Genomic DNA, 20,235 nt, shown 5'->3' on the forward strand with positions numbered 1-20,235 from the left:
GGGTTAACCGGTTATAAAGTTTGAGACGCGAAAATTGTGAACGGACGAGCGTATGGCTGGTTGGTTTCATTGGAAAAACAACAAATGTTTTATGGCAAGGACAAAGGAATTTAATGAAGATCAGGTGCTTGATAAAGCGGTTGATCTGTTTTGGCACAAGGGTTATAATGGAATCTCTGCGCAGGAAATAGTGGATGGTCTGGGGCTTAGCCGTTCGAGTTTGTATGATACCTATGGTGATAAAAGGACCCTTTTCATCCGGTCGCTGAAACGCTATCGTGTGCGGGAAACAGGCGGGATGATCACGTTGCTGGATGAGGCGGCAGATGTAAAAAAAGTGATCCGGAATATATTTCAGGCTTCGGTGCGGGATTGTCTCGGTGCAAAATTGGGCATGGGCTGCTTTATTGTAAATTCAGGAATTGAACTCGCGCCGCACGACGACGAAATTGCGGACATTATCAAGGAAGGCAGGCTTGCGATGGAAGATGGATTTTGCCGGGCACTGCAAAGAGGGCAGGAGAATGGTCAGGTATCAGACCGGCAGCCTGCGAGTGCATATGCGGCTTTTTTGGTCAACAGCTTATGGGGACTGAAAACTTACGGCAAATCGCAGCCAGATAAAAAAGTAGTGGATGAGACGATCAGGATAACCCTGTCGGTTCTGGAACCTTAGGAGGAATATTCAAACAATCGTGACTTGGCGGTCACAATTGTTTGAATTTGATTCCTGGCTAGTTATTCCGTCTGGCCATTTTCAGGAAACGGTTTATTAAAAACACAGAGGCCAGTGTAAGTCCGATGATCAGGCCCAGCCAGATGCCCGAAGCGCCCATTCCGAAGTGGAAAGCGAGCACATATCCGGTTGGCAGGCCGATAACCCAGTAGGCAATGGCAATCAGAATGGTGGGTACTTTGACATCTTTGATACCACGCAAAAGCCCGGCACTTATTGCCTGTGTACTGTCCGAAATCTGGAAAACGGCTGCGAAAAGCAAAAGCAGACCAGCCATTTCAAGTACCTGAGGGTTGTCGTTAAATGCTTTCGGCAGCTGATGGCGGAATACCGCAAAACCAATCGCACAGAAAATTCCATAGATCAAAGCGGTAACCATGGTACTTTTACCGATGGTCGAAATTTTTGGCCAGTTTGACTGCCCGAAAGCGTTACTAACCCGGATTGATCCTGCCTGTGCGAGCCCCATCGAAACCATGAAAGTAAAGGAAGCACTGCTTAACGCAATCTGGTGCGCCGCCTGTGCCACGGCCCCGATGGTTCCGATAATGATACCTGAGACGGCAAAGGCCCCTGCTTCCATACCAATCTGAAGGCTGCTTGGAATGCCGATATGGAGCAATTCTCCCAGCGTTTTGCTCCGCAGTTTCCACTGGTTTTTGCTTACAGCGATATATTTACTGAATGTTTTATGTTTTAAAATCGTAATCGCCAGTGCGATGAAAATCAGCGAACGGGTAATCAGGGTAGCCCAGCCGGCGCCGATCAGTTCCAGTCGCGGAAAGCCCCAGTTTCCATAAATCAGAAGCCAGTTTAACAGGATATTCACCGGCATCCCGGCCAGTGAAAGTATCATGGCTGTTTTCGTAAATTCCAGCCCATCGGTAAATTGTTTCAGGGTCATGAACAACAACATCGGAATGATCGACAAGCCCATCAGCTGCATAAACGGCAGAGCGAGTGTTACCACCTCGGGATCCTGCCCCAGGTGAAAAAGAACATTTTTTCCGAAAACCAGCGTCAATGAAATAATAAGTGCCGTGAGCGCACAGAGACAAAATCCATTGAACAAATAATGGGAAACCAGCTGGCCGTCACGCTTCCCGTGTGCCAGGGAAACCATCTGGGAAACCGAAATCGTCATGCCGATCCCGATCACAAACGGTATGTTCATTGTGTTAACAACCAGCGCCGCAGCGGCCAGTTGTTTGTAACTTATGGCCCCCACCATGGCGGTGTCAATCAGGTGCAGCGCCATTTGGGCAAGTTCCCCTATGATGATAGGTAATGCCAGACGTATTGTTTTTGAAGCTTCACTTTTCATAGCTATTGCAATCCACTCTTAAAAAGCTGCAAAGTTATGGAAGTTTGAAGTAAGCCGGGCAGAGAATCGGAAAGTAATTGAAACATGATCCTATGCTCTGCTATTCAGAAAATTGCGCAGTTTTTGGCATGGGCGAATGTTTTACTGAAATCTTGATTTTAAACAATTTCTTCTACCATTTTCCGGGGAATTACAGTGGATTTATTCTTTACGGTAAAAGACAAAAAAAATGTAATTATCCCGGTAAAGAGCCAGAAGATATCGGTGCCGGCGACGAAATAATTTTCCTTTGCCAGCATGATCCAAAGCCAGTCGCCGGTGGTTATTCCGTTGGTAATTGGAACAAGAGTAGAAAAAATACAGGTCAGGATCAGAAATATTTTTGTCATCCGGATTTCAGATTTTGGCAGTAAACCGATGATGATCAGTATAAGCCATGAACCAAAAAAAGTGGTATTGACCCAGAACGAATGTTTTGGAATTTCAAAAGGAACGAGTAATTCGGCATTGAAAAGTATGGCAACGGCCGGAAATAATCCGAAACAAATGGCCAGATACCACATCGTTACTCGGTGATGAAAGCGTTTCTGCTGCGCTGTGTAGGTCTTTTTATTTCGTGCTTCTTTCCATAACAGAACACCGCTGATGATGACAAAACACGTAAAAAGCGCAAGGATAAAGTATACGGCTTTTAGCAGTAATCCGCCAAACCTGGCGAAATGAACCCGACCGATCCCATCGAGAACAGATTCGACATATTTCTTGCTGCCCGGAATAACTTCTACCACTTTCTTGCCATCTTTCAGCTGAACAGAAATTAATCCGTCTCCTGTGAACCGCGTATCATCAACAATTCTTGTTGTCAGCACACCATCTTCTTTTCCCCAGTTGTCGAGACTTAAAATGGTCAGGTGATAACCCGGATTTTCCGTTTCAAGTTTTGATACGATGTTAAGAATTGGGATGTTTTTGTCGGTGACAGGAGATTTTTCGTCAAATTTGAGTCCCTCGCTCGGACGGATCATGGCAAAAACTTTTTGCTGATCGCCATCGTAAAGCATCAAAACGGCCGGTAAAAGGATGAGAATGGTTAACAGATAAAATGCCCCGGTGATTGCATACATCAGCTGAAACGGGAGGCCGATTAATCCAAAAACGGTGTGCGCGTTGGTCCAGACCTGCTTCCATGATCCTTTTATGGAAAAGCCGTAAAATTTGCTGAGGATATTGCGCCAATGGATCATGATGCCCGTAGCGGTTGCAAAAAGGAAAAACAAGGCAACAAATCCGGCAAGATATCGTCCTAAAACGGGTAACTGATCCAGAAAATGCAGCCGATACAAAGTTTCGCCAATGGTGGTGGAATAGGGCGTATTTGATCGAAGTTTTTTACTGACCGGGTTATAGGTATAACTCGTGTATTCCGGCTTGCCTCCCTTTTTTACCACCCTGCCACCGATGGTAGCAAGCGGGTTTTCCTTGGATGGAATTGTGACGAATACATCTTTATCGAGTTGAAAATCGGGGTTCTTGATTTTTATCTCCCGGAAAACCGCGTCGTAGTCGATCGTTTTAACAAGCGGAATCCGTGCCTCCGGATTCTGCCATTGATAAAACTCGTCTTTGAAGAGCGTAAAAGCGCCGGCAAAGAAAATCACGTACAAGGCAAAGCTGATGACAATTCCCGAAACCGTATGGGTGTGGAACATGATATTGTACGCCCGGTTACCCAATCCTTTTAATTTCATGATCTATCTGATAAAGTAAACGATACCCGTAAATAATAAACTGCTCAACAGGTATATTCCCCAGATTTTCCAGCCATTTCGGGACAGGAAAGCCAGGATCATCAATGTTACCCAGAGAATAAAAAAGGAGAAAGTGGCGGTCAGTAATACCTCGTTACGAAACGGAAAAAGCGCAGCAACGAATAGATGTAAAGCGGCTGTGAGAAAATACCCGCCAAGGATTCCTGCCGAAATTTTTAAAGCACGCTGGCTGCGGGTTGTTAAATATTCTTTTTTTGCAGGCATTATCTTAAAATTTCGAGTAAAACCAAACCGTGTGCCAGCAAAGCCATGCCGTAAAAATATTTTTTTCCTAAAACCGCTGTGAACTGGATAAGCATCAGTGCTGCCGAACAGGCGCAGAGTGAAAGCAAAAGTCCGCTTGCCCAGCCTTCGTGATAGACAAACAGCCCGGTGGCTATGGCGCATAATGGGATCCATAACCAGTCGGGCGCGGCAGGTTTATATCCGGATAATGTACCAGGAAAGTATTTGGATCTGGTATAATACAGATAACAGCCCAAGAGAAATAGATAACAGGAGATCATAACAATATTTTTGCAAATATTATTTTTATTTAGGCTCAATCCAAATAGTGGTACTGATAATTATTTTTACTACCTCATTTTAAGGGTGATACCAGGTAAGTTTTCCGATATGTGAAGTTAAATCCACATATTGTTGCTGTTATCTTTCTGATAATTAATGTATTCGCTGTTTTCTAGGTCTGTGCGTTTAAATGTAACCATGGTACGGTTATTTAAATACAACTGTAAACCTGATTAAGAACTTAACTGTAAATCGTTATGGAGCAGATACTTAGATATTCCGATGTGATAGGACCTTATTTTTTTATGATTCTTGTTGTTTTTACGGTCGCTTGTGCCGTTTGGCTAATTTCAGAATTGAAGAAAAGCCCGATTGCAAAGAATGAATGGTTTGTAAAACGCACCGGAAACGACTTCAAAAAGATAGTCATTCATTGATGGTTTTGGGAGATTTTTCGAACATTACAAATTAATTTTCAGAAGGAAAGCAGTAGGAAATCTGTTTTTCAGGTTTTATATTTAGTTCATATACTATTAGTTACAAATCCATCAAATTTGTAAACTGTCATTCGATAACTTTTTTGAAAAATTTATTAACCGGTTTGGATAAGGTCATAAAAAAACATCCCGTAGGTATAACCTGGGGATGTCTGATTTTACTCAACGTTATGAGAACCATTTAACTGGTTTTCAGACACAAAGCTAATATATTTTTGCAGAATCACCAGTTTTTTTTGTAGAAACAGGCTAAGAAAAGTTGTCCAAATAAATTTAGGAAAATCGAAGCTTTGAAAATTTATATTCTTTCCACTAAACTTTTAGTTTTCTTTTTAGCAGCCGGTTTTCTTTTTTTATATTTTTAATTGACTGTCCCTTCGGCAATTTCGCCCGTTTTAGTCACCTTTTAATATGTTTTGAAGCAGATCGCGTTGTCTGTGTTTGCGTTCATGAAGTCGGCAAACATTAAATTGTTCAAAAATATTTTCAAAAGCTTTGAAGTCGGCTTTGTTGAAAAAATTACAAGACGGAATGCTACAATTTTTTTAGTCCGACAGATGCAGTTTTAGCCAAAAATGTCGCGAAATGATATAAATCTCCATTTTAAATCGCTGTGCTGACCGCGTCAATAAATTTTTGCAGGTCTGTTACAGAATAACGGTCTTTTTTCAGGGATTCAAATTCATTGTTTATAGTAAGCATTTTATTATACTTCGCCAGCGATGTCGATTTATGCGATTTCAACTCGCGTCCTTTGTATTCCAGGTGCTCATCCATTCTGTCGACCAGATACGACATCATATAATAGTGCATACCGTTGCCGGCATCGAAACCCTCAAATTCAAGGCTTGCCAGGTCAAGCACTTCTTTATCGCAGTCATCGAGCAGCCGGATCGAATCATTGATACGGTTATACATGCCAAGAATAGATTCAACTTCTTCATAGACACAGATAGGTACCTCTTCGTATAACGTATTGAAAACCTTTTGATAGAGCCCGGTATACCCTTTTTCCAGAATTTCAATACGCCGTTCGTACAGAGATTTCTCCTTGGCGTCTCCAAATACGGATAGAATTTTGCATTGGTTTATAAGTAATTGCCGCTCCACAAGCGAGAGGGTTTCAGGAATAATGTTGTTAAATTTTTCGGAGTTCATTGGGAATCTGTGTTATTTTTTATGCTCAGTATTTTCTGATATGCATCGTGAAAGGACGAATCTCAAAACTGCTGAAATGTACATGCCAAACGTTAAATTGTCAATTTTACTGATAAAGTTGACAATTTATTTTTCTGTTTTGCTGATGAGAACTTTACGCAAAAGTGTTTCACACATTTCAAAAAAAGGAATAAGTAAACAGTTGGCTTAAAGAAAATTTACGTATATCAGTCAGCGTTTAATTTTTGTCCGCATCGTTTGCCCCGGGATTATGCCAGTGGGCATGTATATGTACAACAAATGCCTGTGTATTGACATTTTTTTGACCGGCCTTTTGGGATAAGTTTGCTCAGTTGTTTTTTGAAAAACATTGTTTCTTATTCAATTAATCAGATTCTGACGATGGCACAGACAAAATGGATACTTGATCCGGCGCACAGCGAAATTTCATTTAAGGTTAAACATTTGATGATAAGTACGGTCACAGGGTATTTCAGGAAATTTGACCTGGAAGTGATCACCGAAGAGGATGATTTTACAAAGACTTCGGGCATCGTTTTTACTGCCGATATCGACTCTATTGACACGAAAAATGATCAGCGTGATGCGCACCTTAAATCAGCTGATTTTTTTAATGCCGAAGAACACGGATCAATCCGGTTTGTCGGTACCGGTATTCATGTCGAAGACGATGAAAGCAAGCTGAAAGGCGAATTAACGGTCAAAGGTGTCACGCATCCGGTTAAGGTGAAGGTGGAATTCGGCGGTATTGCCGTGGATCCTTATGGACAGACCAAAGCAGGTTTTTCGATAAAAGGGAAAATCAGCAGGGCAGATTTTGGTTTGACCTGGAACGCTGTAACCGAAGCAGGTAGCGTTGTGGTTGATGATAAAGTTAAATTTTCAGGCGAAATACAATTGATTAGACAGTGATAAGCTGTATTTTAGTAGCATGTTCAGATGGAATTTTGAGTTGTTTTTGCAATAGATAAAGTGACATTCAGGAAGGAATCACCATAACAGGGTGGTTCCGTTTCGCACGTATGGACATTTACTATTTTGAAAATTAATCCGAAACTAGTGATTATCAGGATGAAACACCACAACAATGAACAGCGATAACTTTTAATCAAATTCCCGGGAAATGAATTATTCTTTTTTATTAGAGCAGGCAGAGAGTTTTGTAAGGTCAAAGGATAACGGAAAACACGCCGACGAACGCCCTTTCCACAATCTCAGACATACAGAGCGGGTGGTTATGAACGCCTCTGCCATGGCCAGGCACTATAAATTAGAAGATAAGGATTTTTTTACCGTCATAGCGGCCGCCTGGTTTCACGACTGCGGTTATTACTCAGGTGGTGCTGCGGCCCACGAGCAAAGAGGGGCGGATGTTGCTGCCGGATTTCTGAGAGATTTAAAAGTTGATGAGGATACCATCACAGCGATAGCGCATTGCATATTAGCTACCCGGATGCCGCAAACGCCTGAAAATCTGATGGAAGAAATTCTTTGCGATGCCGATCTTTATCATTTGGGAACAGATGATTTTGCGGATTTTAACAAATTGCTTCGAAAGGAACGGGAGGAGACGCTGAACATCAAAATTGATAAAAACGAGTGGCGTTTAAAGAATATCTCCTTTCTGGAATCGCATCGTTATCACACGGACTATTGCCGGGATTTACTGGACAGTAAAAAGCAGGAGAATCTGGAAAAATTAAAGAAAAAAGCAAAAAAGGAGGGGCAGGTTTTGTCAAATGTAGTGGCAGCAGTGCCCTTACCGAAACCAAAATCAGAACCGGAAGTGCAGGATAAACTAGAAGAGCCGGAGATTCAGAAAATTAAAAAGCCAAAGAGTGACAGGCCGGATAAAGGGATTGAAACGATGTTTCGGATCAGTTCCGGGAATCACCAGCGACTGAGTGATATGGCAGATAACAAAGCTAATATTATGATAACAACCAATTCGATCATCATATCGGTTTTGCTCAGTATCTTGCTCCGCAAGCTTGAAGACAATTCGAACCTGATCATTCCCACCCTGATGCTGCTGACCGTTTGTGTGACCACCATGGTTTTTTCGATTCTGGCAACGCGCCCTTCTGTTCCATATGGCACCTTTACACAAGAGGACCTGGATAACAAAAAGGTCAATCTGCTCTTCTTTGGTAATTTTTACAGGATGAATTATGAAGATTATGCGTCCGGAATGCAGGAAATGATGAATGACAGAGATTTTTTATATGGCAGTCTTACAAAGGATGTGTATTCTCAGGGCGTTGTGCTGGGTAAAAAATACCGGCTTTTACGTACTGGTTATAATGTTTTCATGTTCGGGATTGTCTCTTCGGTTATTGCCTTTGTTATTAGCTCAATCTTTTTCAGTTCTTAACCATATCATTAAATGAGTGCTTATTTCTTTGCGGACCGGGATATCAGCTGGCTTTCTTTCAACGAACGGGTTTTGGAAGAGGCCGGAAAGGACTCCGTGCCGTTGAGTGAACGGATCAAATTTCTGTCGATATATTCTTCAAATCTGGACGAATTTTACCGTGTCAGGATGCCGGCGTTGCTGGCGTTGAAAAAAATGGACAAGGATAAAGGCGGACTTACGGTGTATCGCAAAGCGGTCGAGATTATCAATCGTCAGCAGGAAGCATTCGGTGCCATTTTTAATAAGGCAGTGTTGCCGGGACTAACGCGTTATTGTTTCAAACTTGTTTATAATGACAGCATTCCGGAAAAGTTAAAAGCAGAAACAAACTATTACTTTTTTACACAGGTTGCCGGTTTTTTACAGCCCGTTCTGATCAAGGGAAATACTGATTTTTTTATTGAAAACAACCAGCTTTATCAGGCAGTGGTGGTACAGTATGCTTCCAGTGATGAGCAACTGTTTCTCGTCAATATTCCTACCAATAATCTCCCCCGTTTTTTCAAGATAAAACAGGATGACGGGGATTACATTGTCTTTCTGGAAGATATCATCCGTCAGAATTTACATCATTTGTTCCCAGCCGCGACCATCGTTGGTGCATATAATATTAAAATAACCAGAGATGCAGAGCTTGACCTCCGTGATGAATACGGAGATCTTGCAAAAAAAATAGAAAAGCAGCTTCGCAAAAGGGATTTCGGATTCGCCACGCGCTTTTTATATGAACCGGGCATGCCGCTTCGGCACTTGCAGGACATGATCCAGATTTTCAACCTCCAGAAGGCTTCCGTCGTGGAGGGCGGAAAACACCATAATCTGAAAGATCTTGCTCAGCTGCCTGTTTCCAATGCTTCGCTCTCGTACGAACCATGGCCGGCTGCACAGAGTTTAACAGCATCGGAAATGCCGGAGACTTTATTCAGGGCCGTTGAGAAGGAAGACAGGATTGTGCATGCACCTTATCAGTCGTATGACACGATTATCCGGTTTTTCAACGAGGCGGCTATTGACAGCTCGGTCGAACGGATTTATACGACAATGTACCGTGTTGCCAGTGATTCGAGGATCGGTTATGCCTTGATCAGCGCAGCAAAAAACGGCAAAAAGGTATCGGTGCTCGTGGAGCTGAAAGCTCGTTTTGATGAAGCCAATAACATCCGCTGGGCGCAAAAAATGAAAGCAGCCGGTGTCAAAATTATTTATAGCAGCAACCTGCTGAAAGTTCATGCCAAAATTGCTCTGGTAAAAAGAAAAAATCAAAGCGCTCCTTATCTGGGACTTCTCGCAACCGGTAACCTAAACGAGAGCACGGCACGTTTTTACACGGATCATATCTTACTGACGGCTTATCAGCCGATGTTGGCGGAAATGGAAAGTCTGTTTGATTTTCTGAGAAAGCGGAAAAGCCGGGCTACCCAACAGATTCATTTTCAGCATTTACTGGTGGCACAGTTCAATTTACAGACGCGTTTTCTGGAAATGATCGACCGTGAAATAGAAAACGCCAAGACGGGACTTCCGGCCGCTATCACTATTAAAATGAATAATCTGGAAGAAGAGGTACTGATCACCAAACTGTACGATGCCTCCAATGCCGGGGTGAAAATAAATCTGATCGTGCGAAGTATTTGCCGGCTGGTGCCGGGGATTCCGGGCCAAAGTGAAAATATCGTTATCAAAAGAATCGTAGACCGGTATCTGGAACATGGCCGTATTTTTATTTTTCACAACAACGGAAAAGATGATGTATACATGGGGTCAGCCGACTGGATGAACCGGAACATTTACCGGAGAATTGAAGTCTGCTTTCCGATTTACAATGAACAGCTCAGAAAGCAGATGATCAGTTTGTTTGCACTGCAATGGAACGATACCGTCCAGGCTGTTCTGATAGACAAAAACCTGAATAACGTTCCGCTGAAAAGTGAAGAAGGGGAACAAATCCGGTCGCAGGAGGCGATTTATAAACTTTTATCGCATCAAAATAGTTAAAACAGACAAACTTGTCTTTATAATTAGCACAATAAGATTATGACTAGCAAAAAATATACTTTCTCACTTGTTTTCTCCGCTTTTATGCTTCTAGGTATGGGGTGTAATCCGGCGGAGAAAGAAACTTTGGCTGTAAAGGAATATGATTTAAGCAAACCGGAGGTTTTTAACATGCCTGAAAGTTTGAAGGAGATATCAGGAATCGCTTTTAACAAAGGTAAAAGTGATGTCTTTTATGCCGTGCAGGATGAAGAGGGAAAGGTATTTCATTTGTCCTGGAAAAATCAGGCACATAAGTTTACAAAGTTTGCCGGAAAGGGCGATTTTGAAGATATCACGATTGTGAAAGATCAGGTGGTGGTTTTGAAAAGTAACGGTAGTCTGTTTTCATTTCCGTTCGCAGATACACAGTTGGCGCAGACAGCGAAAACAAAAGAGCATAGGGGATTATTGCCAAAAGGCGAGTATGAGGGAATGTTTGGAGACGAAGTTTCCGGAAAAATTTACGTTTTGTGCAAAAGCTGTGCGGGAGATATTCCCGGTAAAAATGTTTCCGGTTATATTTTGAGCGCGGGAAGTTCTATCCAGAAAACTGGCGATTTTACTTTGAGTGTAGACGCGATAAAGGCGATTGCAGGAAAAATAAAAAAAGGGTTTCAGCCTTCTGCTCTGGCGAAAAATCCGGTAACCGGTGACTGGTTTATTTTGTCCAGCATCAATAAACTACTTGTTGTTGCCGATAAAAACTGGAAACCCAAACAGGTGTATCCGCTCAGCAGCAATAATTTTAACCAGCCCGAAGGCATCGCATTCGATAAACTTGGGAACCTGTTTATTTCCAACGAAGGAGATGAAACAATGGATGGCAATATCCTGAAATTTAAGAGATTGATAAAGTAAGCTCTGATGAATCAGCCCGGTTAGGGCAGGAGATGGTCAGAAAATAGATCACATCCGATTAAAATAAGCGTTGTACCGTTTTTCTTTTCATTTATACTTTGTGCCTGTGCAGGGATATAAGGAAGGGCGTGCCGTTTCATTGATAGGAATTATACGATTTCCCGTATTTAATAAAGGTTTTATATGAAAACAAAACTACATCTTCTCATCGGGATAACCGGACTTGTATTGGCTTCATCCTGCGCTACTTACAAGAAAAACCAGTATGCCAAAGACGTGGATTGGAAGTTGTCAGGCCCGGACAAGGGGTCTCAGCCGACACATACCATGTACCTGATTGGAAATGCCGGGAATGATTCTCCGGGCAATCAGTCGCCGGTACTTAAATACCTCAAATCCAGACTGACGGCCGAGTCTAAGAATAGCTCTGTCTTGTTTCTGGGCGATAATATTTATGAAAATGGCATGCCTCCGAAGGAAGATTCATTACTGAGGCAGGACGCCGAGTACCGTATCAATGCTCAGTTGCAAACATTGGATGACTTTAAAGGGCGACCGATTTTTTTACCCGGAAACCACGACTGGCGCGGCTGGGGACTTAAAGGATTGAAGCGGGAAGAAAATTACATTGAAAATTACCTGAATAACCGCCGTGGGAAAACAGACAAGGAGGAGTTTGAAAATTATTTCCTGCCTGACGACGGCTGCTCGGGACCGGAAGTGGTCGAGCTAAACGATCAGCTGGTGGTGCTGGTGGTGGATTCGCAATGGTGGCTGACAGACTGGGATAAGGAACCGACGATCAACGATGGCTGCGATGTTAAAAACAGAGCTACCTTTAAGTTTGTTTTTGAGAACCTTGTTCGTAAATACAAAAACAAAAATGTCGTGATAGCGCTGCATCATCCGCCCTACACTTATGGCGAGCATGGTGGCAATTTTACGGCGAAACAGCATCTTTTTCCTTTGACAACAGTCAGCCCGAATTTGTACATCCCATTACCTGTTATTGGCAGTATTGCCGCCTTGTTCAGGAGCAGTATCGGTCCGAAACAAGATGTTTCGAACCAATACTACAAGGATCTCAAAGCAGGTATGATGGCTGGTGTGCGTAAGAATGGCAGTTTTATTTTTGCCAGCGGCCATGAAAATACCTTACAGCTCATCGAAAGTGAAAGGCAGCAGTTTATTGTCAGCGGCAGCGGCTCTAAAACCGGCCCGGTCAAACTGGGAAAGGGCTCTCAGTTTGCTTCGGCAGCTTTGGGATACAGCACGCTCGCTTTTTATGAAGGTGGTGAAACCTGGGTTCAGTTTTGGGAGGTAGCTTCTGATGGAACCAGGGCCGAGATGGTTTTTCAGAAAAAGATCAAGGAGAAACTTCCGGTGGCAAAGGATGAAATTCAGCCTGTTTTTACCGAATATAATTTACACAAAGACTCGACGGATAAGCCTATTTTGGCAACCGAAGTGAAGAAAGTGAATCGTGGACATAACTTCTTTTTCGGGGCGCATAACCGCGTACTTTATCAGGAAAAATATCCTTTCCCGGTTTTGGATCTGACAACCTATCACGGTGGATTAACGCCGGTTAAGCAGGGTGGCGGTAACCAGACGAACTCACTGCGGGTGAGAGATGCATCGGGGAAGGAATATGTGCTTCGCGGGATGACGAAGGATGTGAGCCGGTTGCTGCCGTTTCCATTTAACAAAATGACTGCCGCGAAGTATATTGCAGAAGATAACTTTCTGTCGACACATCCGTTTGCACCGCTCGCTATCCCTCCGTTAGCCGATGCGATTCAGGTATACCATACCAATCCGAAATTGTTTTATGTACCCGCTCAGCCTGCATTGGGTGTTTTTAACCCGATTTTTGGTGGAAGTATGAGTCTGTTTGAAGAGCGTCCTGACGGGAAAAGGTGGAAAAATGACGCGTATTTTGGGAATGCGGACAAGATTGTCGGCACGCCGGACCTGATGGAAAATATATTAAAAGATGGCAAATACAAGGTTGATGAGGCGTGGGCTTTGCGAACCCGTTTGCTGGATTTTATCATTGGCGACTGGGATCGTCACGATGATCAGTGGACATGGTCATCCACAAAACAGGAGGATGGAACGACGCTTTACCGACCGATTCCCCGCGACCGCGACCAGGCTTTTTCCCGGTACGATGGTTTGTTTACCTCGATTGCGAAGCTGACTACGATGCCTTTTTTAAGACAACTTCAGACTTATCAGCCGGAAATTAAAAGCATCAAATGGACGAGCTGGAGTGCACGTCTTTTTGACCGGACGTTCCTGACGGAGTTAAGTTGGGAGGAATGGCAGAAACAGGTTAACTTCATTCGGGCAAACCTGACGGATCAGGTGATTGAAAACGCTTTTGTTTCCTGGCCAGCTAAGGCGCGTGAATTATCGGCGCCATCGCTGATTAAAAGTATCAAGGCGCGACGTGATAACCTGCAAAAAATCGCCCGGGAACATTATGCTTTCGTGAGTAAATCTGTTGATATTTTGGGGACTGAGGAGCGCGAGAGATTTGAAATTGAACGCATCGATAATGATCACACGCGTGTCACAATACACGAAATCTCAAAAAAAGGAGAACTGCGCAGACTTAATTATCAGCGTACTTTTGACCACAAAACGACGAAAACGATAAACCTGTACGGAAACGGCGATAATGACGAATTTATAACAAAAGGTTCATCGAGAAAGGGTATAAAGGTAAGGCTGATCGGTGGAACCGGTAAGGATACTTTCGCGGACAGTTCGCTGGTTGAAACGGGTGGGAAAAAGACGATCGTTTATGATGATTTGTCCGAGAATAAAGTTGTAGAAGGTAATGAGACAAACGACAAACGGACCGGATTGTACCGTTACAACATTTATGACAGACGAGGAACCGGTAGTGACTATAACATCAATATGCCGATTCCGATTATTGGTTATAACCCGGATGACGGATTTTTGATCGGTGGCAGCCTGACCATGATCCGTTACGGTTTCAAGAAAGAACCATATGCATCATTGCAAAGGATTGGCGGTAGTTATTCTTTTGGAACGAAAGCGCTGAAACTGAATTACACAGGTGATTTTATCAATGCCTTCAGGAAATTTGACTTTTATCTGGATGCCTATTATCACGGCCCTGCCTATGCCTTCAATTATGCTGGCCTGGGAAATGAAAGTGAGCGCCCGGTCGATGACCCGAATTATTACCGCGTTCGTCAAAAAGCGATCCATATTTATCCGGCAATAAAAAAGCGGTTCGGGACTAATGGGTCTGTTGCGATCGGTCCATTGCTTGAAATTTCGAAGATTCAGCCAACTGCTGGCCGTTATATCACGGTCGGGGACGATGACCTGAATAAAAATGATATTTTCAAAACCAAGTATTTCAGCGGTGCTCAGGCGATGTTTGACTTTAACAACGTCGATAATATTTTCTCTCCACATGCCGGAATCCGTTTTCATACGGATCTGGGCTGGGTGAAAAATTTAAAGGAAGACAAGAATTTTACAAGCCTGCGTGCACAAATTGCATTTTACAAGAGCCTGGATAAGAAGGAGCGTTTTGTTGTGGCTTCTCAAATTGGAACGGGATTGAATTTTGGTTCAGGGTATGAATTTTTCCAGATGCCTACGTTGGGTGGAAATCAGGACAGCCAGGGTTTGAGAGGGTATCGTACACAACGTTTCTATGGGAAAAGCAGCTTGTGGCACAGCACTGATTTACGAGTGAAGATCAACAGCAGCTATAATGAAACATTGCCTTTCACATTCGGGGTGTTTGCCGGTTTTGATTATGGCCGTGTCTGGCTTAAAGAATATCCGTCCGACAAATGGCATTATGACTATGGTGGCGGAGTCTGGTTCGCTCCGGTTGATATTGTAACGCTTTCTCTGGGCGCATTTTTTCCGAAAGAAAAAACCGAGGAATCCCCGCGGATTATGCTGAGGTTAGGTTTCTGGTTCTAGCTTTTGTTTTAACGCAGAGGTATGAGATGTTTGGGAAGGAGTTTCGCTGCTCGGTTTTTTAAACGCAGAGTTATGGGAGTGGGGAAAGGAGTTGTGTGGAGTTTTTTTCTTTTCTTCTTCTTTGAGTTTTAAATGAGGGATTTATGATTTAGTTGAACTGGGTTTTGAATAAAACTAACAACAATAAAAGACGAGCCGAGGAAGTACTTCCCCGGCTCGTCTTTTATTCTTCATTCTTCATTTCTCATTTCCAGCCTCCGCCGAGTGACCGGTATAGGTCAACATTGGCGGCTAGTTGGGCGCGTTTGATGGCGACGAGTTCCAGTTCACTTTGAAGAACGTTGCTTTGAGCCGTGATTACTTCAAGATAATTGGCAAGGCCGCTTTGGAAAAGCAAATTGGAGTTCGCTATGGCCTGTTCCAGTATTTTTACACGCGTCGCTGCAATTGCTTGCTGCTCTTTAAGTTTCTCGATTTTTACCAAAGCATCCGAAACTTCACCGACGGCATACAACACGGACTGCCGGAATTCGATGACGGTTCTTTCGCGTTCTACTTTCGAAACCTCGTATTGTGTTTTCAACTGGTTGCGCTGAAACAATGGCTGTGTTAAACCACCCGCGGCTGCCCCGAAAAGAGACGCCGGGATGTTGAACCAGTTTGAGGCTTTAAGAGAATTGATACCGCCCGAAGCAGTGATTGTCAGGGCGGGATACATGTTCGCTTTGGCGATACCTACATTGGCGTTGGCTACATCGAGCGCGAGTTCAGATCTGCGGATATCAGGTCTCCGGTTTAATATCGTCGTTGGCACGCCGGTTGTCAAGGTCTCAGGGAATTTTACCTGATCAATCTGAAGGTTCCGTTCAGTTCTACCCGGCAGTTCACCCGCAAGAATGCTTAACGCATTTTCCTGTAACGTGATATTTTGTTGCAGTTCCGGAATCAGTTTTGCAGCATTCAGTCTTTGCGCTTCTGCTTGCTGGATAGCCAGAGAGGTAACTTGTCCCGAGGTGAATTGCAAACCGAAAATCCGCAAAGTGCTGTCATTCAGCGCCAGATTTTTTTCGGCTATCGAAAGCTGTGCATCCAACATCAACAGGTTATAAAAACCCTGTGAAACCGCTGCGACGAGATTGGTCTGGATGGCATTTTTTGCTTCGATCGTTTGCAGATATTCTGCCAGCGCACGTCCGTTTCTGTTACGGATTTTGCCCCATATATCAGCTTCCCAGGATAATCCCACACTGGTGGTGAAATCTTCAATATGTGTTGTTTTCAGAAAAGAGCTGGCACTTAATCCATTCAAACTATTGTCCGAAGGACGGTTTGAGCCGGCGCTGATCTGTAAACGGGCATCGGGTAAATATGCCCATTTGGTTTGTTTGAACAACAACTGTGACGCTTCAATATTTTTAAGCGCAACCTGCATATCATAGTTTTTCGCAATGGCACTGTCCAGCAACTTTTGCAGAGAAGCGTCCGTGAAAAAACTGTCCAGAGGCAAATCAGCGATACTGGCTGTGTCCGTTGTGGCGGCGGCATTCCTGAAAGTTTCAGGCAATGCCGCTTTTGGCGTTTCTACGTTTTTCGAGATCTTACAAGCGGCGAGCGCCGTAAGCAACACGAGAAATGAGATTCTGTTTATGTACTTTTTCATATTGTAGTAACTTTAAATGGCCTCTGCCAACTCCACTTGTTCGTGTTTGACAACGGCAACAGGTTTTCCTGTAACCAGTTCCTGAAGATATTGGAACACTATAAACAATACAGGAATAATGAACAAACCAAGGATAACTCCGGTAATCATACCACCCGCGGCACCGATACTGATCGAGTGATTTCCCTGTGCGGAAGGCCCGGTTGCGGTCATCATAGGAACAAGCCCGACAATGAAAGCAAGAGAAGTCATGATGATCGGACGGAGACGAAGTTTAGCGGCTTCAAGGGAAGCGTGCAACAAGGCCTTTCCCGCTTTTCTTCTCTGTACGGCATATTCCACGATCAGGATCGCATTTTTTGCCAGCAGACCGATCAACATGATCAGCGCTACCTGAACGTAAATATTGTTTTCAATTCCTGTCAATCCGATGGCGGCAAACACACCGAATATTCCGGTTGGGATTGAAAGAATAACAGCGAATGGAAGAATATAACTTTCATATTGCGCCGCAAGAAGGAAATATACAAACACAAGACACAGAGCGAAAATAACCGCAGATTGTCCTCCTGATGAGATTTCTTCTTTAGTTATCCCCGAGAACTCATATTTGAAACCTGATGGCAGATTTTTAGCTGCCACTTCTTCCACGGCTTTGATCGCATCCCCCGAGCTGAATCCTGGTTTCGCAATGGCGTTGATCCCAATGGAGTTGAACAGGTTATAACGCGAAGCATTTTCCGGACCATATACACGATTTAGTTTGACCAAAGTGTTAATTGGCACCATATCGCCCAAACGATTTTTAACCAGAACACCATCCATCGACGAAGGGTCGGTACGGTCGGCAATGTCAGCCTGAACCATCACGCGGTAATATTTACCAAAACGGTTGAAGTCGGATGCCTGTGCGCTACCAAAATAGGCTTGCATGGTTTGAAGAATATCCTTCACATTCACACTTAGCTGCTCTGCTTTCACTTCATCCACTTCCATTTCAAGTTGAGGATAATCTGCGCGGAACGCTGTAAATGCTACGGCGATTTCAGGACGTTTCATCAGCTCTCCGATAAAACCATTGGCTACACCGCTGAATTTATCGAGTTTTCCTCCGTTTCTATCCTGCAAGACCAAATCCAAACCGTCAATATTACTGAAACCCGGTACGGTAGGGAAGGTGAAGACAAAGAAATTGGCACCCTTAACGGTTCCTAACTTTTGTCTGATTTCATTCATGATGGCATTGATATCCTTCACTGCACCTCTTTCTGCTGCGGGTTTTAAATTTACGAACATAACGGCTGACGAAGGGCTTGAAGATTGTGTCAGGATATTAAATCCAGAAAGTCCATCCAACGCTCTTTGTGATTCCATTGTCCCCAAAACTGTTTCGGCTTTATGAAGAACCTCCGTTGTACGTTCAAGCGAAGCGCCTACGGGCATTGATAACGATATGGCTATAAATCCCTGATCCTCAGAAGGTATAAATCCTGTTTTTGTTTTGGAAACCATATAGCCCGTAATAATGGTAACGAGCGCCAGAGCTCCAAGACTCAGCCATCTGTGGTGGATCAGGAAACGCAGACTGTTTACGTATCGGTCAGTCAGTTTGTCAAATGAAGCGTTAAAACCGGCAAAGAATTTCTCCTTGAAGCTTTTCTTTACGTAAACGCCGTCTTTGTCGTGTTTGTGTTCTTTCAGGAAAATCGCACACAAAGCCGGACTTAGGGTAAGCGCGTTAACGGCGGAGATTACAATGGCGATCGCTAGCGTGAATGCGAACTGGCGGTAAAATACACCCGTAGAGCCTTCCAGGAAACCAACCGGTAAAAATACCGCAGACATAATCAGGGTGATCGAAATGATCGCACCGGTGATCTCACTCATCGCTGAGGTTGTCGCGACTTTTGGTGACATTCCTTTTTTCTCCATCTTTAAATGAACGGCCTCGACGACGACAATGGCATCATCGACAACAATTCCTATGGCTAATACCAAAGCAAAGAGGGTCAGCAGGTTGATTGAGAAGCCAAACAGGTTCATGAAAAAGAATGTTCCAAGAATAGCAACCGGTACTGCAATCGCCGGAATAAGTGTTGAGCGGAAATCCTGAAGGAAAAGATAAACCACGATGAAAACCAGGATAAAGGCTTCCAGTAATGTATGTTGCACTTGCTCGATCGACTGATCCAGAGAATCTTTGGTGTTATATATAGTTACATATTTAACGCCTTTTGGGAAATCCTTTTCGGCTTTTTTCATCAGATCCAGAATGGCAATCTGGATTTCACTCGCATTAGAACCGGCCAGCTGCATGGTGGCTATGTTCACACCCTGCTTCCCATCGATACGTGTAAAGTTTCCATAGGTATAAGAACCGAACTCAATTTTTGCCACATCTTTCAGTCTCAAAATTGAACCGTCGGCATTCGAGCGGATGATAATATTTTCATATTCTTCCGGTTTGCTCAGCTTGCCCTTATACTTGATCACATATTCAAAAGATTCCTGGCTGTTTTCACCGAATTTTCCGGGTGCAGCTTCCAGGTTTTTATCACGAATGGCTGCAATCACTTCGTTCGGTGTAAGATTATAAGTGGCCAGCTGACTTGGTTTTAGCCATACGCGCATCGAATAATCTTTATTTCCACCAAATATTGTCGACTGCCCAACGCCTTTAATCCTTTTGATTTCAGGAATGATATTGATTTGCGCATAGTTGGCCAGGAAAGTCTGGTCGTAAGTTGCGTTTTCCGAATAAAGGGCTGTTACCATCAGCATACTGTTTTGCTGTTTGGCCGTGGTAACCCCGGCCTGAACTACCTCTGCTGGCAGCTGGCTTGTGGCCTGCGATACCCGGTTTTGAACGTTCACTGCCGCCTGGTCAGGGTCGGTACCTAGTTTAAAATAAACGGTAATAACCAGAGATCCGTCATTGCTGGCCGTTGAGCTCATGTAGCTCATGTTTTCAACCCCATTTATGGATTCTTCCAGTGATGGTGCCACGGAGCGCAATACCGTTTCTGCGTTTGCACCAGGGTAGTTGGCAATCACCTGAACAGCTGGCGGCGCAATGTCCGGAAATTGCTGCAAAGGTAATGTGGTTAGTCCCAGCACCCCGAGTATCACCAATAAGATGGAGATAACGGTGGCTAAAACAGGTCTGTCTATGAATTTCTTAAACATAAAGATTCATTTTAGGTGTACT

The 20,235-nt window shown here is 43.7% G+C and carries 13 protein-coding genes; 6 read left to right on the forward strand and 7 right to left on the reverse strand.

Annotation, left to right across the window (positions count from 1 at the left end; all coding sequences use genetic code 11):
* Positions 1-91: 91 nt before the first annotated feature.
* Positions 92-676 carry a TetR/AcrR family transcriptional regulator gene (locus tag M1L62_RS24325; RefSeq protein WP_254562249.1) on the forward strand — a complete coding sequence of 195 codons (585 nt, stop codon included), beginning with the start codon at positions 92-94 and terminating at the stop codon, positions 674-676.
* Positions 677-734: 58 nt separating this feature from the next.
* Here the strand turns inward: M1L62_RS24325 and M1L62_RS24330 are convergent, their stop codons facing one another.
* The 5 genes from M1L62_RS24330 to M1L62_RS24350 form a co-directional block, all read right to left on the reverse strand.
* Positions 735-2,060, reverse strand: a complete 1,326-nt coding sequence (locus tag M1L62_RS24330; protein ID WP_254562250.1) for an MATE family efflux transporter — start codon at positions 2,058-2,060, stop codon at positions 735-737.
* A 158-nt stretch (positions 2,061-2,218) separates the two neighbouring features.
* Positions 2,219-3,808, reverse strand: a complete 1,590-nt coding sequence (locus tag M1L62_RS24335) for a PepSY-associated TM helix domain-containing protein (RefSeq protein WP_254562251.1) — start codon at positions 3,806-3,808, stop codon at positions 2,219-2,221.
* Positions 3,809-3,811: 3 nt separating this feature from the next.
* Positions 3,812-4,093, reverse strand: a complete 282-nt coding sequence (locus M1L62_RS24340; RefSeq protein ID WP_254562252.1) for a hypothetical protein — start codon at positions 4,091-4,093, stop codon at positions 3,812-3,814.
* Complete coding sequence (locus M1L62_RS24345; protein ID WP_254562253.1) at positions 4,093-4,395, reverse strand: hypothetical protein; 303 nt, start codon at positions 4,393-4,395, stop codon at positions 4,093-4,095. Before M1L62_RS24345 ends, M1L62_RS24340 begins: the two co-directional genes overlap by 1 nt.
* A 1,101-nt stretch (positions 4,396-5,496) precedes the next feature.
* Positions 5,497-6,051 carry a YfbU family protein gene (locus M1L62_RS24350; RefSeq protein ID WP_254562254.1) on the reverse strand — a complete coding sequence of 185 codons (555 nt, stop codon included), beginning with the start codon at positions 6,049-6,051 and terminating at the stop codon, positions 5,497-5,499.
* A 402-nt stretch (positions 6,052-6,453) separates the two neighbouring features.
* Between M1L62_RS24350 and M1L62_RS24355 the strand changes: the two genes are divergently transcribed.
* The 5 genes from M1L62_RS24355 (at position 6,454) to M1L62_RS24375 (ending at position 15,367) form a co-directional block, all read left to right on the forward strand.
* Positions 6,454-6,984, forward strand: a complete 531-nt coding sequence (locus tag M1L62_RS24355; RefSeq protein WP_254562255.1) for a YceI family protein — start codon at positions 6,454-6,456, stop codon at positions 6,982-6,984.
* A gap of 211 nt (positions 6,985-7,195) precedes the next feature.
* Positions 7,196-8,446, forward strand: a complete 1,251-nt coding sequence (locus M1L62_RS24360) for a Pycsar system effector family protein (RefSeq protein WP_254562256.1) — start codon at positions 7,196-7,198, stop codon at positions 8,444-8,446.
* 12 nt (positions 8,447-8,458) lie between these two features.
* Positions 8,459-10,483, forward strand: coding sequence for a polyphosphate kinase 1 (gene ppk1, locus M1L62_RS24365; RefSeq protein WP_254562257.1), 2,025 nt, complete (start codon positions 8,459-8,461; stop codon positions 10,481-10,483).
* Between the two features lie 39 nt (positions 10,484-10,522).
* Positions 10,523-11,383, forward strand: coding sequence for an SdiA-regulated domain-containing protein (locus M1L62_RS24370; RefSeq protein ID WP_254562258.1), 861 nt, complete (start codon positions 10,523-10,525; stop codon positions 11,381-11,383).
* A gap of 183 nt (positions 11,384-11,566) precedes the next feature.
* A complete protein-coding gene (locus tag M1L62_RS24375) occupies positions 11,567-15,367 on the forward strand; it encodes a metallophosphoesterase (RefSeq protein WP_254562259.1) in 3,801 nt (1,266 codons plus the stop codon).
* 244 nt (positions 15,368-15,611) lie between these two features.
* Here M1L62_RS24375 and M1L62_RS24380 read toward each other — a convergent pair whose 3' ends face one another.
* A complete protein-coding gene (locus M1L62_RS24380) occupies positions 15,612-17,027 on the reverse strand; it encodes a TolC family protein (protein WP_254562260.1) in 1,416 nt (471 codons plus the stop codon).
* Positions 17,028-17,039: 12 nt separating this feature from the next.
* Positions 17,040-20,213 (reverse strand): efflux RND transporter permease subunit, encoded by a 3,174-nt coding sequence (locus tag M1L62_RS24385; RefSeq protein ID WP_254562261.1) that lies wholly within the window; start codon positions 20,211-20,213, stop codon positions 17,040-17,042.
* Positions 20,214-20,235 lie beyond the last annotated feature (22 nt).

This window comes from Dyadobacter diqingensis (assembly GCF_024220585.1).
GTDB lineage: Bacteria > Bacteroidota > Bacteroidia > Cytophagales > Spirosomataceae > Dyadobacter > Dyadobacter diqingensis.